The 21864-nt window shown below is 41.8% G+C and carries 16 protein-coding genes; 13 read left to right on the top strand and 3 right to left on the bottom strand.

Going from position 1 to position 21864, the window contains the following annotated elements; all coding sequences use genetic code 11:
• Positions 1-56 precede the first annotated feature (56 nt).
• The 5 genes from ABJD64_RS05420 (at position 57) to ABJD64_RS05400 (ending at position 9940) form a co-directional block, all read left to right on the top strand.
• The gene (locus tag ABJD64_RS05420; RefSeq protein ID WP_348179602.1) at positions 57-6095 is read left to right on the top strand and encodes an Ig-like domain-containing protein; all 6039 of its coding nucleotides are present in this window, start codon (positions 57-59) and stop codon (positions 6093-6095) included.
• A 747-nt stretch (positions 6096-6842) separates the two neighbouring features.
• Positions 6843-7280, top strand: coding sequence for a thioredoxin family protein (locus ABJD64_RS05415; RefSeq protein WP_348179601.1), 438 nt, complete (start codon positions 6843-6845; stop codon positions 7278-7280).
• Positions 7280-8266, top strand: a complete 987-nt coding sequence (locus ABJD64_RS05410; RefSeq protein WP_348179600.1) for an FAD:protein FMN transferase — start codon at positions 7280-7282, stop codon at positions 8264-8266. Before ABJD64_RS05415 ends, ABJD64_RS05410 begins: the two co-directional genes overlap by 1 nt.
• Positions 8267-8289: 23 nt before the next feature.
• On the top strand, positions 8290-8475 hold the full coding sequence (locus tag ABJD64_RS05405) for a DUF4266 domain-containing protein (RefSeq protein WP_348180396.1): 186 nt from the start codon (positions 8290-8292) through the stop codon (positions 8473-8475).
• Positions 8393-9940, top strand: coding sequence for a DUF3570 domain-containing protein (locus ABJD64_RS05400; RefSeq protein ID WP_348179599.1), 1548 nt, complete (start codon positions 8393-8395; stop codon positions 9938-9940). Before ABJD64_RS05405 ends, ABJD64_RS05400 begins: the two co-directional genes overlap by 83 nt.
• A 44-nt stretch (positions 9941-9984) precedes the next feature.
• On the opposite strand, the gene ABJD64_RS05395 is transcribed toward ABJD64_RS05400, so the two are convergent.
• Together ABJD64_RS05395 and ABJD64_RS05390 are read right to left on the bottom strand one after the other, a co-directional pair.
• Positions 9985-10719: a hypothetical protein gene (locus tag ABJD64_RS05395; RefSeq protein WP_348179598.1), complete on the bottom strand. Its 735-nt coding sequence runs from the start codon at positions 10717-10719 to the stop codon at positions 9985-9987.
• Complete coding sequence (locus tag ABJD64_RS05390) at positions 10716-11348, bottom strand: class I SAM-dependent methyltransferase (RefSeq protein WP_348179597.1); 633 nt, start codon at positions 11346-11348, stop codon at positions 10716-10718. Before ABJD64_RS05390 ends, ABJD64_RS05395 begins: the two co-directional genes overlap by 4 nt.
• Before the next feature lie 298 nt (positions 11349-11646).
• On the opposite strand from ABJD64_RS05390, the gene ABJD64_RS05385 reads away from it, so the two are divergent.
• The 5 genes from ABJD64_RS05385 to ABJD64_RS05365 all read left to right on the top strand — a co-directional run bounded on the left by ABJD64_RS05385 (position 11647) and on the right by ABJD64_RS05365 (position 15841).
• Positions 11647-12219 carry a sigma-70 family RNA polymerase sigma factor gene (locus ABJD64_RS05385; RefSeq protein ID WP_348179596.1) on the top strand — a complete coding sequence of 191 codons (573 nt, stop codon included), beginning with the start codon at positions 11647-11649 and terminating at the stop codon, positions 12217-12219.
• A complete protein-coding gene (locus ABJD64_RS05380; protein WP_348179595.1) occupies positions 12216-12953 on the top strand; it encodes a tetratricopeptide repeat protein in 738 nt (245 codons plus the stop codon). Before ABJD64_RS05385 ends, ABJD64_RS05380 begins: the two co-directional genes overlap by 4 nt.
• A 120-nt stretch (positions 12954-13073) precedes the next feature.
• On the top strand, positions 13074-13748 hold the full coding sequence (locus tag ABJD64_RS05375) for an HAD family phosphatase (RefSeq protein ID WP_348179594.1): 675 nt from the start codon (positions 13074-13076) through the stop codon (positions 13746-13748).
• A gap of 7 nt (positions 13749-13755) precedes the next feature.
• Positions 13756-15405 carry a glucose-6-phosphate isomerase gene (pgi, locus tag ABJD64_RS05370; protein ID WP_348179593.1) on the top strand — a complete coding sequence of 550 codons (1650 nt, stop codon included), beginning with the start codon at positions 13756-13758 and terminating at the stop codon, positions 15403-15405.
• Positions 15406-15475: 70 nt separating this feature from the next.
• Positions 15476-15841 (top strand): methylglyoxal synthase, encoded by a 366-nt coding sequence (locus ABJD64_RS05365; RefSeq protein ID WP_348179592.1) that lies wholly within the window; start codon positions 15476-15478, stop codon positions 15839-15841.
• Positions 15842-15863: 22 nt separating this feature from the next.
• Here ABJD64_RS05365 and ABJD64_RS05360 read toward each other — a convergent pair whose 3' ends face one another.
• On the bottom strand, positions 15864-16544 hold the full coding sequence (locus tag ABJD64_RS05360; protein WP_348179591.1) for a YggS family pyridoxal phosphate-dependent enzyme: 681 nt from the start codon (positions 16542-16544) through the stop codon (positions 15864-15866).
• 118 nt (positions 16545-16662) lie between these two features.
• On the opposite strand from ABJD64_RS05360, the gene ABJD64_RS05355 reads away from it, so the two are divergent.
• The 3 genes from ABJD64_RS05355 to ABJD64_RS05345 all read left to right on the top strand — a co-directional run bounded on the left by ABJD64_RS05355 (position 16663) and on the right by ABJD64_RS05345 (position 21835).
• Entirely contained in the window at positions 16663-18219 is a 1557-nt protein-coding gene (locus ABJD64_RS05355) for a GH3 auxin-responsive promoter family protein (protein WP_348179590.1), read from the top strand.
• 125 nt (positions 18220-18344) lie between these two features.
• Positions 18345-20102 carry a DUF1800 family protein gene (locus ABJD64_RS05350; protein WP_348179589.1) on the top strand — a complete coding sequence of 586 codons (1758 nt, stop codon included), beginning with the start codon at positions 18345-18347 and terminating at the stop codon, positions 20100-20102.
• 11 nt (positions 20103-20113) lie between these two features.
• A complete protein-coding gene (locus tag ABJD64_RS05345; protein ID WP_348179588.1) occupies positions 20114-21835 on the top strand; it encodes a DUF1501 domain-containing protein in 1722 nt (573 codons plus the stop codon).
• The last annotated feature ends 29 nt before the right edge of the window (positions 21836-21864 follow it).

The raw sequence follows: 21864 nt of genomic DNA, 5'->3' as shown, positions 1-21864 counted from the left end.
TTAAGTTCAACCAGCTAGTTGTTCATTTCCAATTTTAAGTCACTAAAAACAAATGTATGAAATGGTCATTGACAGGATTCTTCCAGTGGATCCAAAGTGCACGTTTTTGTCAACTTCGTGTAGTTCAAGTAAAGTTTTTTCTTTTTTCAGTATTAACGCTCTGCCTGAATATTAATAGGTTGGCAAACGCCCAGGAGTATCTTTCACACGATGCTTTCAGTTCATCTTTTGATTTTAAAGATGCAACAATAGATGCTTCAGGTAATATTTACGTGATTGGTAGTTTCTCCAATACCATTGATTTAAACCCTGGAGTGGGGACAGTAAATGTGTCTACTACCAATCAGTGGGACTACGATATTTGCGTCATCAAACTGGACGCCAATGGTAATTATCTGTGGGGGCATGCCATCGGTGGTGATGGCGAGGACAGGGCCACATCACTGGCTGTCGATGGTGCAGGAAAAGTCTACATAACAGGTTATTTCAATAATAAAACCGGCGATCTGGGAATAGACTTTAATCCGACTGGAGGCGGAACCCTCACTTCGTTTGGTGGCTCGGATATTTTCGTCTGGATATTGGATGCAAGTGGAGGTTTTGTCTATGCCAGAAACTTTGGCGGAACAGGCAATGATACCGGAGAGGCCATTGATTTGGATGCCAGTGGAAACATATTCACCCATGGCCTTTTTTATGGCACGTCCGATTTTCAAAACAACGGCGGGAGTGTCAATGTTGTCGCCAATGGAGATCGGGATGTTTTTACCATGAAGATGGACTCCAACGGGGATTACCTATGGGTTAAACATTGGGGGCAGGGTTATACCAACAACGGGAGTATAGATGACAATCCTGGTAGCATGAAGGTTGATTCGCAAGGAAATGTGATTACAGCCATGGCGGCATTCAGACCAATAGATATGGACCCAAGTGCAGGTACCGATACACCTCCTGTTTGGCAAGGAAGTTATGATATTTATACCATCAAGTTGGACAATGATGGAAATTATGTTTTTGGCCGACAGTCAGGAGGTAATGGCACAGAGCTTTTTCACGAGGTTATTACAGATACAGATGATAATATCATTATCATGAGTAGGTTTGATAATACCATTGATCTAAATTTTGAGGCTGGTGATGATACTGTGACGCCTGAGGCAGGTATTGACTTCTTCATCGTCAAAATGTCTTCTTCAGGAGCATACCAATGGGGAGCCACCATCAGCGAGAGCTACCAATACCAGGATTTTGCTATGGCTACTGATAAACATAATAATGTCTACATTTCAGGACGTTTTGGTGATGCACCCATGAAGTTACTGGATCAGTCCAAAGCAACCGTAGCGGAGTTCACCCCGAAAGCCGCAAGTGATGGATTTCTTGTCAAACTCGACGCCAATGGTAACTTTTTTTACGCCGAACAAATGATGGGCGATGGTGATGTTGCGATTGAAAAAATATTGGTGGATGACAACCTGGACATGACATTGGTAGGCTTGTTTACCAATACTACTGACATGGACGTGAGCCATGGTACTACCAATCAGTTGGGTAGTGGTATTTATGTCAGTAATTATGCGCAAGATGTATATTTCACTTCTGCTTCAGAGGTAGATGTTCCTGAAAATCAATTATCGGTTCTGACAGTGGCGGCAAAAGATATGCAGGATCCATCCGCAACCCTTCCCATTACCTACTCCATTACCGGTGGCACGGATCAGGCATTGTTCAATATTGATGGAACATTCGGTATCCTGAGTTTTAAAGACCCTCATACCTATCAGGCAGGATCCAATGACTACCAGGTAGAAGTTACTGCTCAAAATACTAATGAATCAAATACACAGTTGATCACAGCGACGATTGTAGATGTGATACCTCCTTCGATTAGTATTGCGTCCATTGCTTCCAATCCCACCAGGCAGTCAACAATACCTGTCACCGTGACTTTTAGTGAAGCGGTCACCGGCTTTGAGGAAGCCGATCTTACGATCAACGGAGGTACGGTGAACAGTTTTACTGGATCGGGAGATACTTATACTTTTGACTTGACATCATCCAGCTGGGGAACGATGACCGTAGATGTGGCTGCAGGTGCAGCTGTTGATGTAGCCAACAATAACAATACGGTGGCTTCGCAATTTAGTATTGTGTATATGACGCCTGTGACCGTAACTAATACGAGCACCAGCGGTGCGGGAAGTCTGGATCAGGCGATCCAGGATATGATCAATTCCAGTGGAGCCATAGATAGTATCAAATTTGATCCCAGTCTGAAAGGACAAACAATCAGCGTTACCGAACAATACAGCCTATCTGCTGAAAGCCTTGCAATATTCGGTGATGTAGATAACGATGGAATAGCTGATATCACGTTACAGAGTGATGGCACCAATCACAGATTTTTCGCCTTGTCGGGAACAGCTGACATTACCTTAAGTCATCTAGAAGTAGGGAGTTTCAGTACTACTAGTGACGGAGGAGTATTCCATATGTCTGAAGGTACTTTGACTCTTGAGAATTGTGTGATTAAGAACAATGCGGCAAGATCTGGAGGAGTAGTTTACTACACAACCGGAAGTGGAAATATAAACATTAGTAAATCTATCTTTTCGGGTAATTCAGCAACCAGTCAGGGAGGGGTAATTTATCAGTTATCATTTTTTGGAGTAAATACCGTCATTGAGAATTCCCTATTCTTTGACAATAGTGCCCCAAACAGTAATGGGGGTGTGGCATACGTTGAGTTTGGCTCGAATTTGATATTGCGTCATGTCACTTTAACCAATAATAGTGCAAAGTTTGGTGGTGGAGCGATTTATAATTCTAACAACGTAACGACGGAAAATTCCCTGATTGTGGGTAACCATTCTGAATCAGGGTCAAACAACGTTCAAAATTCCAGAACATTCCACAATGCAGGAGGAAGTATCCTGGGGGGTGAAGATGGGGCTTCAGACGATGTTGTTGATTATTTTGTAGATGCTACTAATGGAGATTACAACTTAATCTTAACCAGTCCAGCAGTGAACGCCGGAGTGAATTCCTTGTCTACTATTGCCGGTATTACAGCGGATATTGTGGGTAATGTAGTGCCTTATGATGGCATCGTAGATATCGTAGATGCTGGGGCTTATGAGTTTCAGGGTGATCCACCAATAGGTTTTGAGTCTGAAAGTGTTATTAATTCGAATACCATGACGGTCACGTTTACATTCAACAGAGCCGTTACCGGGCTGGATAATGCTGATTTTTCAACGAAAGCAGGTGCCCTTTCGCTTGCTTCACTCACCACATCGGATAATGTAGAGTATACTGCCACCTTTACGCTAAGTGACTTGACCGAGAAAGTCATTGATACGGTGTATATGGATGCAATGGTAGAAGATGTGCTTAACAACATGGCCCAGGTTAAAGATACCCTTGCCTATGTTTTCTACGTCCCTGTAGCTCACGTGACCAACACCCAAACCAGCGGTGAGGGATCATTAGATCAGGCATTGCAGGATTTTATAGATTCCAAGGGTACAGTAAATACTGTTGAGTTCGATCCGAGCTTGAGTGGAAGCACAATTATGATTACCAAAAACTACAGCTTTATCCAAGGTACACTATTAATAGATGGGGATATTGATGATGATGGTATCATTGATATTACGTTACAAAGCGACGGACAGAACCATGGGCTTTTTAACGTAAACGGGTCTACGTCCTTGACATTAAATAAAATCAGAGTCATAGATTTTAGTCCCTCATCCCAGTGGGGTCCGGTGGCACTAGTCAATTCGAATGCGGCTTCGCTGACTATGACGGGCTGTGAGATTAGAAATAATAGTACTGGTGGCCACGGTGGCCCTATTTATTGCGAAAACGGAAATGTGAGTATCAAACAATCCATTTTTAGCAATAATTCAGCAGTTTGGGGAGGAGCTGTTACTATTTATTCTGGCGGGACGACTATCATTGAAAACTCATTGTTCGAGGGAAATAGTGCCAATACCGGCGGAGCTATTTATGGTCGAAATGGAGCTAACATTACCGTAAGACACTGTACTTTTTCCGATAACTCTTCAACTGGTAATGGGGGAGCGATTTACAACCTGAAGACCCTCAAAGTAGAAAATTCCCTTTTTGTTGCCAATACAGCTGGAGGCACCGGAGACAATATTCAGAATGACAGCTCCTTTGACAATGTAGGAGGAAATATCCTGGGTGGTGAAGAAGGTGCTTCAAATGATATAGCAGACTACTTTACCGACGCCACGAATGATGATTACACGCTGTATAGAAGAAGCTTGGCTGCCGACCTTGGGGTAAATTCTTTGGCAACAGATGCAGGTATTACTACAGATTTGTTAGGGAATGCCAGGCCATTTGCCGGTAATGCGCAGGTAGTAGATGTCGGGGCGTATGAACTGCAGGCCGATCCTGATTTTGTAGCACCTACGGTAAGCATCAGCTCTACGGCTGCAGATCCGACCAATTTGGATCCATTTCCAATCACCATCGAATTTAGCGAAGAGGTGGGCGGATTTGAGTCAGGCGATATTGTGGTCGCAAACGGTGCTGTATCAACCTTTAACACGGTAGACAACATCACATTCACGGTTACTATTTCACCTGTAAGTGAAGGGGCTGTGACCGTAAATGTGGCAGCAAACGTAGCGGCAGATGTCGCAGATAACTCTAACACGGCTGCCGAACAATTCAGTATCGATTCGGATCGAACTGCTCCTAAAGTAAATATTACTACAACGGCCGGGGCGACAACGAATGTTAGCCCCATTCCCGTCACTGTAAACTTCGATGAACCCACGACCGGTCTCGAAGAAGGAGAACTTATCATTAGTGGCGGAACCGTATCTAATTTCAGTATTACCATGGGAGGTTATTCCTTTGATTTGATTCCAACCGGAGAAGGTATTTTGACAGTCGATATTGATGAAAATTCAGCCATGGACCTGGCAGGAAACGGCCATGTGGCTGCCGAACAATTCAGTATCACCTACGATCTAACGGCGCCTTCGCTTAGCCTTTCTACCACGTTATCAAGTCCAACCAATACCAACCTGATTCCTGTCACAGCAACGTTCAGCGAAGCAGTCACAGATTTCGAGTCCTCAGATCTGACAGTGACAGGAGGGACAGTTGCCAATTTTGCAGGTTCAGGCGCTGACTATTCCTTTGATTTGATTCCTTCGGCAGATGGAGAATTGACTGTAAATGTAAATGCCGATGTGGCCATGGATGTCTTGGGTTATGGAAATAGCGCTTCAGCTCAATTGGCTATTAACTATGACAGTACAGCTCCTACGGTAAATATCGCCACAACCTCAACGAGCCCAACTAATGATAATCCGATTCCCGTGACGGTGATGTTTAGCGAAACGGTGACTGGCTTTGAAGCAGGAGATGTTGTTGTTGTTGGTGGGACAGTCAGTAATTTCTCGGGATCTGGTGATGCTTACACTTTTGACCTAACGCCAACTGAAGACGGCACATTAACTGTAGATGTGGCAGCTTCGATGGCAGTAGACGCATCAGGAAATGGTAATCTAGCGGCTCCTCGCTTGAGTATTGAAAATGATGCAACGGCACCTGTAGTGACTATTGATTTATTAGACACAAATGATCAGACACCCAAACTGACCGGAACCGTAAATGATAATGAAGCGGTTATTTCAATCACCATAGATGGACAAACCCTGACCGCTACTAACAATGGTGATGGGACCTGGACACTTATGGATGATCAACTATCTGAAATCAATTTTGGAACCCACAATGTGATTGTCACAGCGACAGATAAAGCCATGAATATAGGGTCTGATATGACTGTGGATGAGTTAACCATTTCTCCTATTACCGGTTTAAAAGGGATAGAAAATCATTTGGTAGTGTATCCTAATCCAACTTCAGATGGGTTTTGGGTATCAGCAGCTAGACAATCAGGGTTGGATGTATATAGCCCCGATGGCACCCTTCTGATCAAATCTGAAACCAATCAATTCATAGATATTCAAAACCTTAACAATGGTATTTATTTGGTGATAGTGGAGAATAGGACCGTGAGATTGATTGTCAATAAATAAGTGTAACCAAAAACGAATTTTAACTCACAACAACAACAGCGGTGGTGAGGAAGATTTCTCACCACTTTTTTATTGCATTCGAAATTTTAAGGAATGAGTCAGGCATCATCTTACTATCCGAATGTAAAATTAAAAAAGGTAGGGTATTTCCTCCTTTAGCGGTATTACATATAACACAGGATAGCAAATAAGAATAGGTTTTTAATTAGTCCGGGGAGGAAGTCGATTCTATTTCTCCCTGGTTTTTTAAAATTTAGATTAAAAATTCAGATGAGTTGAGGTTTATGGATTGGCCAGGGTGAATGTATGCTTCGGGTGGAAGATTGCCCTGGTCACCTTTTACACCCGATGTCATCGTTTGTTTTTTTACAAACTACTTTTTGATAAATATCTAAAAAGTTGGACTAAGACATACTCTTCTGTATTTGTAGGAAATGGTGAGCTGCTAAATCTTATGAACTACAGAAGAGTTTTCTTTTTTTAAATAGGGTATTTCCTGATCAGGCGGTAGTGCTTGTATTACAGGTTATTTAATAACAGTAGGTGAATGGGCTAGGAGGAGTATTCTTCCTAGTCACTGTTCAAAATGGATGATTACTTTAATGTGTATTGATTTTTGGATTATAGATCAGGGTGAGTTCGTGTTTCAGGTGGATGCATGGACTGCCCTGGTTTCATCTTAGGCCTTGTTAAACTAGGGTAAGTGTGTGTTTAACTGTAGTACAACTAGAACGAGATTAAATGAATATGAAAAAGGTAATTGGGGTATTGATGCTGACTGCTCTTGCGTGGCAATCTCAGGCCCAAAACTGGCTTACGGACATTGACATGGCCAAACAGATAGCAGAGGATGAAAATAAGAAGATAGTATTGGTTTTCGCTGGATCAGATTGGTGCGGGCCGTGCATCAAGTTAGAACGCAGCATCTGGGAATCTGAAAAATTTAAAAATTATGCGGCCGAAAACTATGTTTTAGTCAAGGCTGACTTTCCCAGAAAGAAGGCGAATAAGCTTCCGAAAGAGCTACAAGCACATAACGATGCCTTGGCCGAGCGCTACAATCAAAATGGATATTTTCCCTTGGTGCTGATTTTGGATTTTGCGGGAAAAGTACACGGCACCACAGGTTATAAGAACATCACGCCTGGCGAATACATAGAGTTACTTAATTCATTCAAGAGCTGATGAAGAATTTCTGGTTTTTGGTTTTGATTGCTATGTCCACTACTACCTGGGCACAGCAAAAATTTGATAGTACGTTGACCCTTATGGGGAGCAAGTTTGATATAACAGTGATAGCTAATTCTGAGGAAGAGGGATCGCAGTACATCGATTTGGCCATTGCAGAAATAGAAAGAATCGAAAGACTCATATCTTCCTGGGATCCAAACTCACAGACTTCAAATATCAATCGAAATGCTGGTAAGGCCCCTGTGAAGGTTGATAAGGAACTTTTCGATTTGATTGAAAGGTCGATCAAGATATCCAATCTTACTGCTGGCGCATTTGATATCAGCTATGCCAGCATGGACAGGATCTGGAAATTTGATGGCAGTATGATGGGTAAACCGGACGCCGAAGTCATTAAAAAGTCAGTTGAGAAAGTGGGTTACGAAAATATCATTCTGAATCGGGAGAAGAGTACCGTATTTCTAAAAAAACAAGGAATGAAAATCGGATTTGGTGCCATCGGTAAAGGCTATGCGGCAGATAAGGCCAAACTGTTGTTGATTGAAAAAGGTGTGAAAGGCGGAATCATCAATGCCTCCGGGGATTTGAATACTTGGGGAAAACAACCCAATGGAGAACCATGGATGGTAGGAATTACTAACCCTCTAAATAAGAACAAAGTGTTTTCCTGGATGCCTGTCGATAATCAAGCGGTGGTTACTTCAGGGAATTATGAAAAATATGTACTGCTGGATGGTCAACGATATTCACATATTATTGACCCCAGGACCGGTATGCCGAGCAAGGGAATCGTAAGTGCAACCGTATTTGCCAAACAAGCTGAACTGGCGGATGCATTGGCGACCTCACTTTTTGTGATGGGAGCGGAGGTAGCCTTGGACTTTACCAATCAACTGAATGGTGTCGAATGCATACTCATCGATGACCAAAACAAGATATACACTTCGGATAATATTGATTTAAACAAAACGTCGGAATGAAAAAGATATATGGTATAGCGCTGATGATGTTGGTAGCTGCGAGCGGATGCTCAGTTGTCAAGGAATATCAAAAGGTAAATCTGAATGATCCTGACATGGAACTGGCTGCCCATAAAAGTGAAAGATTTGAAACCATATTTCAAATCTATAGAGAAGGAGCTTCAGGAGCCAATGGAGGAAAATCAGGTGGAGGATGTGGATGTAACTAATATGATGAGGACCTACATAATTATTCTTTTTTCTTTACTCTCTCTTTCCGCTTGGGCGCAAGAGAGTGACTCTACCAGTCACTATAAAAAACGTGTGCTGGATGCTACTGAAATAGACCTGCTCTTCAGTTATTATGAGCAAGATGGTAATAACTCAGCAGTGAGTGGTGGTGTGGGCAATGAGCACTTGACAGATGTAACGCCAACCATCATCGTTTCAATGCCCGCAGGACCTGATGGCGTACTAACGATCGACGCCGGAATTTCAGCCTATTCATCTGCTTCTTCAAGCAATATCAATCCGTTCAACAGTACCGGTGCCTCTCAAGGTGGTCGCTATGAGGACGATGATGATGACGACGACGATGATGAAGGGTATGGAACAGGTACCGGAACCCCAATCGGAAGCCCATGGGTGGCTTCATCAGGGGCTTCCAAAAGTGATGCCCTTACCAGTTTGAATGTGAGTTATGCACATAGCTCAGACGATCGCAATAATATTTGGAACATGAACGGCAGTATTTCGCGTGAATATGATTACTCGTCGTTTGGATTTGGCGGTGGATTCGCCAAGCTGATGAATCAGAAAAACACAGAGTTGAGCTTCAAGGCTCAAGTCTATCTGGATCAATGGAACCCTATTTATCCAACCGAATTACATGAGTATGAAACTTACGGGCAAGAATTCTTATCCAGTGGTTTTTTTAGCGGTGTCACCGTATACGATCAACAGGGAGTAGCTTCTACCTCCTATTTACCATCGGCTTTCAGTGCTGTTCAGGACAAAAAGAGGAATTCATACGCCTTGTCGGTTGGGTTTTCTCAAATCCTTTCGCGCAATTTTCAGATTTCACTTTTCGTGGATGCGATCCGTCAAGAAGGGTTGCTGTCTACTCCTTATCAAAGAGTGTACTTTGCTGATGTGGAGAATTATTTCATCGGAGATACACAGCAAATCAGTGTCTACGAAAGCAAACAAAATACAGGAGTATACCAGCTAGCGGATGATGTTGAACGACTGCCGTCTACGAGATTGAAAATCCCGATAGGCGTAAGGGCAAATTACTACCTGACCGAATTTTTATCATTACGGACCTACTACAGATATTACCAGGATGATTGGGGACTGACAGCACATACCGCAAGTATCGAACTGCCGATCAAGATAGGAAGTAGGTTTACTTTTTATCCGAACTATCGATACTATGAGCAAAATCAGGCAGACTATTTTGCACCATTTGATACACATCTTTCAACGGAACAGTACTATACATCAGATTATGACCTGTCAACTTTTGACAGCCAGACATTGGGTATGGGCATTAGTTATAAGGACATTTTCACCTCTATGAAGATTGGAAACATTGGTCTGAAAAGTATTGATGTCAGATATCAAAACTATCAAAGAAGCAATGGACTGAATGCCAATATCGTTTCGTTTGCGTTCAAGTTTGTCGTGGATTAATTAAAGAATAGTGAATTTGCCGGATAGTTAATGCCGTTGGCGGACTATCTAGCAAATTTGGGTATTAATACTCTTGTATAGAACCGACTCACCAAATTTCCATAAACCAGGCACAACGTATGTATCATCGAAATATGAATACTGGTGCCAAGCACAAGGTGATTGATGACCTCAAAAGACAATAGGATAGAAACCAAAAACCATCCTCTACAGCGCAAGAACGAAAACGCCCCGATAATGGCATAAAAGCCCACCGAGCCGCCCATCCAGTTGCGTTCAAATCCATATTGAAAGTACTCGTTGTCTGGCCACCAACTAATTCCAATGTTGAACAGTATAGCAAAGGTGATACCTATCAAGATATGTGTGATAAAAAACACGAATACCGTGAACCGAGAGCCATATTGAGATTCGAAAGATTGAATGATGATCACGATGCCAATGATGGAAACAAAAAGCAGATGTTCGATTCCATTGTGAATCCAAGCCGATGTGATTAGGCTCTGAATAAAACCAATTGGATCGGTCTTAATTTTTATGAGCCATATGGCCTGGTCACACAAGAGGTTGAGTTGCCATGTCGAATGGCAATCCCTATTCGAAGCAAAGCCTAGTAGCATCACCAGCATCCAACTAATCAACAGATAGGCAAAAGAGAACTTTCTGGATAAAAGGACTTCCTTCACTGATAGACCTTGGCCACTTGGGTTTGCCCAGGGCCAAACAAAAGGCAATAACCTTTTATCCGACACCTGTTGCGAAATATCTCCTAATCTCATTTATGAATTTTCAACACGTAAACTTTTCTTGCTACCGGATACACCGGATAAGCCCATCTGGAAATAGTTACCGTTTCCACTAGTTCCAGGTTATTTTTCAAAAAGAAATCTCTCCATTGGTTATGGCTTCTGAAAGAATCATTGCCCTTGTCCCATGGAGAAGTATTGAGGTGAATAGCGCCTATTAAAGCATCGAATTTATTTTGGATCACATCTTCCGCGATAATGATATAGTTTCTGGTCACCCTAATACAATCACTTATTAGTTCCTGTTGCACGTTAGTATGATGCAAGACGAACATGAGCAAGGAGGTGTCAAATGCATTGTCGCGATAGGGAATGTCCTGTCCATTGAAAAGTCGAATGTTATGATTCTGTTCTTCTTCGGATTTGTCGACTACATCTATGGAAGTGACCTGATGTTCCTTACCTCTGAGAAATTTGGAATAACTACCATTGCCGGCACCAATGTCCAGGCATTTTGTTCCATAGTACTGTTTAATCAATTCGTATTTGTAATGAAGAAAATAGTCCTTCTTTTGGCCTAAAATTTTTGAATAAGCGATTTCCAAAAGCTTCCTGCTATTGGGAATTTCCTGATAGATTAATGTTTTTGTTGGTGTTTCCATTTTGAAAAAGACATAAGTTTTACTGCCTCCAAAAAAAATGGAGGTGCAGATGAAAGAATAATTTTGTGATTTGTTTAACCCGTTCGAACGAAACTGAATCGAATACCCTGCGGCCTACGGTTCGTTTTTCATATCATAAATCTTGGTTTGATATTTTTAAAACATTTCTGAACAATCGAATTATGTTTTGGATCCAATAACCTGGTAGTGTATAGTACAAGTGAACCGTAAACAGTTTTATGAATTTTTTTTTAATACTTTGAAGGGGACATTACCTTTTTCTTGTCTACAGTATGTAATGAAGACCAATAACAATCTAGAAGTATATACCCTTTCCGAGGCAGATGTTTTCGTCAAAAGCTGGGAAAGTGAAGCTGTATCATATATCCAGCGCATGCTTTATTGGAATAGAGAGGACGCCCAAACACTCTACCACGACGCATGTATTCTCGTTTTGGATCAGCTAAAGAAGGGGCGGATAGACTCAATAGCGAAAGGCTACCTTTTCAAAACTTGCAAGAACTTAGGTGCAAACACCTGGCGAAACGTCCAAAGGAAGAAGAAATACTACGAACAATATTGTATTGAAGAACGAACAAGGTTCCAAAATTCAGTGAATGAAAAGTATGGGATCACGTTGTTTGAAGAACCAGATGAATATTATTTATTTGAGTCGAAAAAGGCCCTTCGTGCATTCAGTCTACTGAATGAAAAGTGCCAAAAAATAATAGCTTTGAAGTATGTAGATGGAAAGGCGCATAAAGATATAGCAGATGATTTGGGTCATATTGGTTCGGAAAGCAGCGCCAAAACCACACTCAGTCGGTGCATAAAGTATTGGAAGAAAATATTTAAAGATTTACCCAAATGACGAAGCGCTCTGAAAAAAATGAATTGATCGATAAGTTCCTCAGAGAAGAGCTGACTGAGGGTGAATTGGTGACCTTCCGCAAATTGTGGGATAGCGATCCTGCCTTTGTTAAAGAGGTGCAGGACTATTCTCGTATGACGATCGCTTTGAAAGCCGTTGATCGACTTGATGAACACAAAAAAAAGACGCGTACCGCATTTATAGCACCTTTCAGAAAGGCCTTTTTTAAGTATCAATCCGTGGCAGCTATCTTTTTATTGGCCATTATGTTGCCACTCTACCTGCTGCTCCAAGGGCAAAAAAGAGCCATCACCGCGAAAAGCCCTGAAATTAAAATGTTAGCACAAAATCATTTTATTAAGGATCGTTTGAATAATCGTTTGGCTCAGGATGAAAATATAGGACTTTCGGAAGCCATCTCTGTCTATGCAGAAGGTCAGGTACAAGAGGCTATCACTTTAATTAGGCAAGTTGAAAAAGAAAATGCTCGACACTACCCGTTGATCTTGGCGGATCTTCACTTTGAAATGGGTCAACCTGACAGTGCGATATATTTCTATAGTATAGGATTAAAAGATAATCCCAAGGATTCTTCCGCATACTGGAACAGACTAATGGCGAAGATGGCGTTTGGGAAGCTTGCAGAGGTAAAAGAAACGTTGAATGTGCTGTCAAAATCCGAAAATGCTCACTTTCGTGACAAGGCGGACCAGATCCTGACGAGCATAGAATAAGGCAAGCGTAGATTTTCGGGGAAGACGATTTCAAGTGAAAGAAGAACTATATATACATAATTTGAAATCCGCTTTCAAATCAGCAATTGTTGAATAGTTTTGCCGCCTAATCCCAATGCAATGCTAGAAGCAGTAATATTTGATATGGATGGTGTCATCATGGACAGTGAGCCTATTCATTACGAAACGGAATTTGAAATTCTAAAAAGATTCGGTGTGACCGAGTATCCAATCGAGGAGCACGCCAAATATGTGGGTATGCGAACCCGGGACCTTTGGGACGGTCATATCACAAAGTATGGATTGGACGCAACCTCAGAGGAGCTTACTGTTGAAGGGGATGAGGCTTACATTGGTGCCTTGAAAGAGAATGATTTTAAACCCATTGCTGGATTAATTGATCTGCTTCAACGCATAAAATCGGGCAATATCAAAATGATTGTAGCTTCTTCAGCATCAAGGGAGAATATTAAGTTGGTTTTAGATAAATTCGCCATCTCAGATTTCTTCGAAGGCTATGTAAGTAGTCAAGATGTGAAGAAAACGAAACCCAATCCTGATATTTTTCTGCTCGCAGCAAAGACATTGGAAGTGAATCCCGAAAACTGCGTAGTCATTGAAGATGCCAAGCATGGTGTTCAGGCGGCTGTATCCGCAGGCATGAAATGCATTGGTTATCGCAATCAAAATTCTGGAAATCAGGATTTGAGCAAAGCAGATATTATTCTTGATTCACACGACGACATTGACCTGAAATTGTTAGAAGAATTGACAATTGATGTACTAAAACACTAATTTAATTATGTTTCCAAAAGTTAATCCCGCAGAAACCAAATCGTGGGAAGCCTTAGAAAACCATTACGAGGACATATCAAAAGATCCTATTATCGATATGTTTGAAAAAGACCCCGAGCGGTTCAACAAGTTTTCTATACAGTGGAATGATTTTCTACTCGACTACTCTAAAAACATTTTCTCAGATAAGACCAAGTCTTTATTGATGCAATTGGCCAATGAATGCCAACTGAAAGACGCTATCGAAGCCATGTTTAATGGAGAGAAAATCAATGAAACTGAAGATCGGGCAGTTTTGCACACTGCACTAAGGAGCAACAGCAATGAGGCACTTGAGGTAGATGGTGAAAACGTTCGACCGTTGATTCAAAAGGAACTTCAAAAGATGGAAGCCTTTACCAAGAAACTTCATGCCGGTGAGTTAAAAGGATTTGACGGAAAGGAAATTAAGAACATTGTCAATATTGGAATTGGCGGATCTGATTTGGGACCATATATGGTGACTGAGGCCTTGAAGCCTTATCAAAAGGAAAACGTCAACTCTTATTTTGTATCCAATGTGGATGGTTCTCATCTGCACCAGGTATTGCAGCAGGTGGATGCGTCAGAAACTTTATTCATCATTGCATCTAAGACCTTCACGACTCAGGAAACCATGACCAATGCCCATTCGGCAAAAGACTGGTTTTTGAAAATGGCAAAAGATGAAAGCGCTATTGCCAAGCATTTCATAGCCCTTTCTACTAATAAAAAAGCAGTAGAGGCATTTGGTATCGATTCGGCTAATATGTTCGAATTTTGGGATTGGGTTGGTGGTCGTTATTCGCTATGGTCCTCTATAGGGATGTCTATTGCATGCGCGATCGGGTTCGATAATTTCAGGTCATTGCTCGATGGAGCGGAGGCCATGGATGAGCATTTTAGAGATACAGCATTCGAAGATAACTTACCTGTGATCCTGGCCATGCTTGGTGTATGGTATAATAATTTTTTCGGTGCAGAATCTCATGCAATCTTACCCTATGACCAATATCTACATCGCTTCGCCAGCTATTTGCAACAAGGTGATATGGAAAGCAATGGTAAATTCATAGACAGAAACGGTGAGCCTATTGCCATTCAGACTGGGCAGATCATTTGGGGAGAGCCTGGAACAAACGGACAGCATGCCTTCTATCAGTTGCTTCATCAAGGTACCAAATTGATTCCTTCTGACTTTATTGCAGCTGCACAAAGTCAAAACCCTATCAGCGACCATCATGAGAAACTATTGGCTAATTTCTTCGCGCAGACCGAAGCACTCATGAAAGGAAAACTTGAAGAACAGGTGATAGATGAATTGCTTAAACTAGGAAAAGAAGAAGAGGAGATTGATGCTTTGTTGCCGTTCAAAATATTTGAAGGTAACCAACCAACCAACTCAATCTTGATAAAGAAGATTACTCCTTATAACCTGGGAGCATTGATCGCTATGTATGAGCATAAAATCTTTGTTCAGGGAGTGATTTGGAATGTGTTTAGCTTTGATCAATGGGGAGTGGAATTAGGTAAGCAGTTAGCTGGTCAAATTTTACCAGAGCTAAAAGGAGAGGAGAAAGTATCCTCGCACGATGGGTCAACCAATAGCTTGATTAATCAGTGGAAGGCGTGGAGGTAATTCGATACTAAACATCAATTAGGCTTTTCTAAAGTTATCAACTTTAGAAAAGCCATATAAAAGAATAAATATGAGACTAGCAGTAATCGCTCATGACGGAAAAAAGGCAGAAATGGTGGCCTTCTTGTTAGAGAATAAAGATCGTATCATCGATGCGGACATTGTAGCTACAGGAACTACCGGGTCGCATGCGGAAAAAGCAGGGCTGAAGGTACATAAGTTCCTGTCTGGCCCAATGGGTGGGGATGCTCAAATTGCGACGATGGTAGCTGAAGGTAAGTTGGACTTGATATTCTTCTTTCGTGACCCCCAGGGAAAACATCCGCATGAGCCGGATATTCAAATGTTGATGAGATTATGCGACGTACACAACATTCCGTTTGCTACAAACCCGGCTGGTGCTCAGTTATTATTGAATGGTTGGCCAATGGGCTGATTGATTTTGTCCGAACAAGAATCTATTTTCCAGAGTAATCCCTGGCGCCGAAAATAGTACTTCCAATGCGAACCATGGTACTCCTTTCTTCTACTGCAATTCTATAATCACCGCTCATTCCCATAGAAATGTCTTTGAGGTCCAATTGGGGGCGTGAGTACGTTGATTTCAGATGATCGAAAAGAGATTTCAATCCGGAGAATTCCGACCTTACCTGCGCCTCATCTGTCGTATTGGTAGCCATGCCCATCAATCCGACAATAGAAATACTTGTCAGTTCGTCCAATAAGTCAGAGGCCAAAAACTCTTCAATTTCATTTATGCTGAAACCAAACTTGGTTTCTTCTGCAGCAATATGAATCTGAAGGAGACAGGGTATTACACGGTCATTCTTTTTGCCCTCTTTGTTTATTTCCTTCAAAAGCTTCACCGTATCGACACCGTGAATCAGATGCACAAAAGGAGCGATATACTTTACTTTATTACGCTGCAAGTGACCAATCATATGCCATTCAATATCTTTTGGAAGTACGACTTGTTTTTCTACCAATTCCTGAACCTTATTTTCCCCGAAAACTCTTTGTCCCGCGTCGTAGGCTTCCATGATCAGATCATTCGGCTTGGTCTTGCTCACAGCTACTAGTTTCGCTGATGTGCCTTCAAGTTCTTTTCGAATGGTATTTAGTGACTCTGTGACTGACATTTTTGTTACTTATTTCTTAATGGTGAATTAACAAAATAACAATTAACTTAGAGTAGTTCATCTTATTATTTCTTCTAATTTGATGCAACTATTTTAGTCAACCAGTAGTTCAATCATCATGGCGATATTAGGCACCCTTCTCAAGCGTGGGATTAGGCTTCGAGAAAGTTTGGAACAAGATTATACTTCCTCTTTTGACCTGCAGAAAACAGAGTTGCGGAAATTACTGATTGCCGCAAAGGATACTTATTTTGGTCGCTACTATTATTTTAAAACCATATTGAATGGTTTTAAAGATCAGGATCAAGATCTTTTTTACCAATACTACAAAAGCAATGTCCCCATCCATGATTATAATGCCATTAACGATGAATGGTGGTCCAAATCAAGAGAAGGCATAAAGGATGTTACCTGGCCAGGTAAGGTTAAATACTATGCACTGAGTTCCGGCACATCGGGTGCTCCATCTAAATACATTCCAGTAACAAAAGAGATTCTAAAATCTATGCAGCGTACTGGGGTTCGGCAACTCCTGGCGTTATCCAAATTGGAAATAGATTCGAAATATTATGAAACCGACATTCTGGTAATCGGAGGAAGTACTGATTTGAAATTCAATGGTACCTACTTTGAAGGAGATTTGAGTGGGATAACCACCAGCCAAATACCGATTTGGTTGCAGCGTTTTTGCAAACCTGGAAAAAAAATTGCCAAAGCTCCGGACTGGGATTCCAAACTGGATGAAATTGTCCATAGAGCGAAGGACTGGAATGTAGGGGTAATCGTAGGCGTGCCCGCCTGGATTCAGCTACTCATGGAAAAAACCATTGCTCACTATCAGGTAAAAACTATTCATGACATCTGGCCTAACCTTAAAATATTTGTACATGGAGGCGTTTCCTTTAAGCCATATAAAAGAGGATTTGAAAAACTATTAGAAGAACCCATCCACTACATGGAGACCTATTTGGCCTCGGAGGGTTTTATTGCCTTCCAGGACAAGCCCAAGCATTCCGCCATGAAACTGGTATTGAATAATGGAATCTTCTATGAGTTTATTCCCTTCACAAATAAGAACTTTAACATGAGCGGAGATCTATGCGCGAATCCTGAAACGCTAAAAATCGATGAAGTCAAAGAAGGACAGGAGTATGCGCTGTTGCTCAGTACCAATGCAGGAGCCTGGAGGTACCTGATCGGTGATGTTATTGAATTTACTAATGCAAGGGAAGTCGAAATTGTCATAAAAGGCAGAACCAAGCATTTCCTGAGTCTGTGCGGCGAACATCTATCCTTAGATAACATGAATGAAGCGCTGGAGATGACGGCCAGCCAATTGAATGTTACAGTGAAGGAGTTTACAGTCTGCGGCGAATCCTACGATACCTTATTTGCTCATCACTGGTATATCGGTACCGACGATCCGGTAAATCAGGGGAGGTTCAGGAAAATTTTGGACAAAAATCTCATGTCTCTCAACGATGATTATAGAGTAGAACGATCAGCAGCGCTAAAAGAAGTACTGGTGGAATTCTTGCCAACCAGTCTATTTTATTCATGGATGAGCAGTCAGGGCAAAGCAGGGGGTCAACACAAATTTCCTCGCGTACTCAACGGAGATAGACAAAAACACTGGAATGATTTCATTGCAGCGAAGCGCAATCCAGCAGAATAAGCAAAGAGATTTATTATTATCTGTAAATAATTATATTATTTCTTGATATAGTTCGTTTCGATTAATATTTACAATAATATTGTAATAGATAATCTACTATTAATCTAACTTATTAATCACCTGTTATGCCTTTACCCGCCTTAGTCGGAACATTGGGGAGAAAGCGAGCTGCTCATTTACTCCGGCGAGCAACGTTTGGATCCACGAAAGCACAAATTGATCAGGTAGCTGCAATGACAGCCAGCGAAGCAATGGACCTTTTGTTCATCATGAATGATTTGGCTGAGCCTGAACTGCCGATAGACCCTGAAACGGGAATAGAGTGGATATCCACGCCAACCACAGATGCCAATTCTGGAGAGAGTGATCTAAGAAGTTATTTGAAATCCTGGCATTTTGGTCAGTTATTAAGCTTGGGAATTGCCTCAGACCAAGCCATATCCTATGCTACGAGAGAAAAAATCACATTCTTGTTTCATACCATTTTTACTACGATAGAGTCTAAGGTCAATAGCAGCAAATCCATTTATTATCAGAGTTCGCTTTTTAGAAAATACAGTTTTGACGACAACGGAGATCCTGATTTCAATTTCAAGGCGCTGTCTAAAAAGATTTGTGTAGAGAATGCCATGCTTAGGTATTTGGACGGTGACACGAATGTATTGGGTAGTCCAAATGAAAATTTTGGCCGTGAATTTCTCGAACTTTTTTCTATCGGACGAGGGTTGGAAGGGTCGTTATCACCACTGCCTGCTCCAGGTGACTATTTTAATTATACTGAGCAGGATGTACAAGCCGCGGCATTAGTTTTCTCAGGATTTAATATTGACACTAGTTACAGTAATATTGATCCTGATACCGAATTACCCAAAGGCATTGTGAGAGGTGGGACGATTGCCTCATCTCACGACAATACGACCAAACAGTTTAGCTATAGATTCAACGACGCCACAGTAACTCCGAATATTGATTTGTTGCAAGGAGGGTCACCAACTGAAGAAAGCGCACTTGATGAAATAGATCAGCTAGTGGAAATGATTTATAATACCTCCAACGAGGCAGCAAAGAATATTTGTCGTAAAATCTATCGGTTTTATGTGTATTACAACATCGACCAGACCTTGGATGATGATATCATTGAAAACCTAACCCAAACCTTCATCAATAGCGGGTACAAAATTCAGCCGGTTCTCATGGATTTGTTTCAAAGCGAACATTTCTATGAAGCAGGGGCAGGTACCGCCAACGACAATTTTGGAGGCATCATCAAATCTCCAATGGATTTGATTCTTGGTACTCTTAAACATCTTGAGGTAACGATACCAGACTACCAGACGGACCTGGCAAATTATTACACCTTCATGGGTAATTTACAGCGTTCGATGGAGAGCCAGGGTATGGTTTACTATGAGCCATCTGAAGTGGCAGGCTATCCGGCCTATCATCAATTTCCGATATATAATAGAAGCTGGATTTCTACCAACTACTTGGCCGAGCGCTATCAGTTTGTGCAACGATTAGTTGATAACATGGATGGAATGGAGCCAGGAGGAGTGGGAGTAGATGTTGTACAATTTATAAAGGATGAATTTTCCGCAGTGGCGGCCGATGCTAACGACCTTATCATCGAATTGTGCAGGTACTTTTTGCCAGTCAACGACAATCTGACCTTCGATGCAGCAGCAGATGACTCCTCAGAAATCACAGCCGAGAGGCTCAATTATTTTCTAATGGCTTTTCTGTATTCTCCACAGATTGATGCTGACCCGGAAGGTTCCTGGACGTTCAGGTGGAATAATCTGGTGGATGATGAGGTGGTCACCCAACAGTTGAAGAATTTAATAAATGCACTTTTGCAATCGCCTGAATATCAACTTTCCTAAAGCTTAGTCAGATGAAAAGAAGAAATTTTCTAAAGAAGATACCATTGGCAGCAAGTGTCCCATTTGCGATTAGCGGCGTGCCGATCAATCTGATTGCTAAGAGTAGTTACTTCCGCCAAATGGCAGCTAGTAGCACTAATGATCGCGTGATTGTGATTCTTCAGCTGCTCGGCGGCAATGATGGCGTCAATACTATCATTCCGGTGGAACAATACGATCAGTACTATAGTCGAAGGGCAAATATTGCAATTCCTGCCAACAACGGCGCCAGAAGGTATATACCTCTCGATGGTACCTTAGCCTCAGCCGATCAGGTAGGATTACATCCCGATATGCTAGGGGTGAAAGAACTCTATGATCGTGGCAAAATGGCTATTGTGCAAGGTGTTTCTTACAAGAACAACAATGGATCCCATTTTCGTGGACGTGATATATGGAATATGGGTGGAGGAGTCGATGATTTCTATTCTTCCGGTTGGGTAGGGCGATATTTACAGAGTAATTATGCGCCGCAGGTCTATCCGGACGATTTCCCAAATACCGAAATGCCCGACCCTCTGGCCATAGAGTTGGGCAGTGATGTATCGTTGGTTTTTCACCAGCAAGGAAACATACCTTCATCTATTTCATTAGGAGGAAATCCAGCGAGCTTTGCGGATTTAATAGAAAATTTAGACGGATTTGTGGATCAGGGAAGCGACCCCAGGGGACGTCCGCCGGAGTATTTACTCAATTCCCCATATTGGAACGAGATGAACTGGATATTGGGATTGGAGGATAAGTCGGAAGACTATGCTGCTCGATTATTGGAAATTTATAATAATGCATCGGCTACCTCTGTTACTTATCCGGAAGTATATCCATTCAATGCACCAAATGGCAGTAAAAGAAACCGTCTGACCCCCCAATTACAGCTGGTAGCACGACTTCTTGATGGAGGCGGACCAGGACTTGGGGCAAAGACAAAGGTGTTTTTGGTGAAAATTGGTGGGTTCGACACACATGCCGATCAGGTCGAAAATTATGACCCAACAATGGGTAATCATGCCTCTTTACTCTATCACATCTCCTCTGCGATGAAAGCCTTTCAGGATGATTTACGAGCCAGGGGTATTGAAGATAGAGTGTTGACGGTAACCATGTCCGAATTTGGAAGAAGAATTGCCTCAAACGGCAGCTATGGTACTGATCATGGCACAGGCGGGCCCATGCTCATATTTGGAAAAGGGGCCAATCCAGGTGTCTATGGTACAAATCCGGATATGTCAGCCAATAACGTTGGGATGCAGTTTGACTATCGCCAAATCTATGCGAGTATCTTAGAAGATTGGATGCAAGTGGATAAAAGCGTAATCACCAACGATATTTTCTTTAACAACTATATCGACGGAACCGATGATGACGGGCAATCTTTGGTTAAAGCCGAAGTTTCCAAATCGGTAATTACAGGTGTAGAGGACTTTATTACACATCGCTTTCATTTAAAGGAATGCTATCCTAATCCGGCGATAAAAGAAACTAAAATAGGGTTTTACCTAAATACCCCAGCGCAGGTCAGTTTGAGCCTGTATGATAAGAAGGGAAGACTGGTACAGAAAATCCTTCAGGAAATGAAGGAGGCCGGAGAACATGAAGCAATTCTCGATGTTTCTGACCTATCGCCGGGGGTATATATTTATAGAATAAATGCTGGATTGCTGAAAGATTCAAAAAAACTAATTGTAAAGAACTAAACCTATGCACCATTTGATTCGAGTCTTGT

The organism is Reichenbachiella sp. (genome assembly GCF_039944555.1).
Taxonomy (GTDB): domain Bacteria; phylum Bacteroidota; class Bacteroidia; order Cytophagales; family Cyclobacteriaceae; genus Reichenbachiella.
Note: the sequence above shows the minus strand (reverse complement) of the source record. Positions and strands in the feature narration are given on the sequence as shown.

Bases quoted from the DNA above. Each gene is read 5' to 3' on its own strand.
- ABJD64_RS05395 (WP_348179598.1), bottom strand. From the start codon at position 10,719: ATGAGATTAGGAGATATTTCGCAACAGGTGTCGGATAAAAGGTTATTG.
- ABJD64_RS05405 (WP_348180396.1), top strand. From the start codon at position 8,290: ATGATGTTGGTAGCTGCGAGCGGATGCTCAGTTGTCAAGGAATATCAA.
- pgi (WP_348179593.1), top strand. From the start codon at position 13,756: ATGTTTCCAAAAGTTAATCCCGCAGAAACCAAATCGTGGGAAGCCTTA.
- ABJD64_RS05410 (WP_348179600.1), top strand. From the start codon at position 7,280: ATGAAGAATTTCTGGTTTTTGGTTTTGATTGCTATGTCCACTACTACC.
- ABJD64_RS05350 (WP_348179589.1), top strand. From the start codon at position 18,345: ATGCCTTTACCCGCCTTAGTCGGAACATTGGGGAGAAAGCGAGCTGCT.
- ABJD64_RS05380 (WP_348179595.1), top strand. From the start codon at position 12,216: ATGACGAAGCGCTCTGAAAAAAATGAATTGATCGATAAGTTCCTCAGA.
- ABJD64_RS05415 (WP_348179601.1), top strand. From the start codon at position 6,843: ATGAAAAAGGTAATTGGGGTATTGATGCTGACTGCTCTTGCGTGGCAA.
- ABJD64_RS05385 (WP_348179596.1), top strand. From the start codon at position 11,647: ATGAAGACCAATAACAATCTAGAAGTATATACCCTTTCCGAGGCAGAT.
- ABJD64_RS05355 (WP_348179590.1), top strand. From the start codon at position 16,663: ATGGCGATATTAGGCACCCTTCTCAAGCGTGGGATTAGGCTTCGAGAA.
- ABJD64_RS05390 (WP_348179597.1), bottom strand. From the start codon at position 11,348: ATGGAAACACCAACAAAAACATTAATCTATCAGGAAATTCCCAATAGC.
- ABJD64_RS05360 (WP_348179591.1), bottom strand. From the start codon at position 16,544: ATGTCAGTCACAGAGTCACTAAATACCATTCGAAAAGAACTTGAAGGC.
- ABJD64_RS05375 (WP_348179594.1), top strand. From the start codon at position 13,074: ATGCTAGAAGCAGTAATATTTGATATGGATGGTGTCATCATGGACAGT.
- ABJD64_RS05365 (WP_348179592.1), top strand. From the start codon at position 15,476: ATGAGACTAGCAGTAATCGCTCATGACGGAAAAAAGGCAGAAATGGTG.
- ABJD64_RS05345 (WP_348179588.1), top strand. From the start codon at position 20,114: ATGAAAAGAAGAAATTTTCTAAAGAAGATACCATTGGCAGCAAGTGTC.
- ABJD64_RS05420 (WP_348179602.1), top strand. From the start codon at position 57: ATGAAATGGTCATTGACAGGATTCTTCCAGTGGATCCAAAGTGCACGT.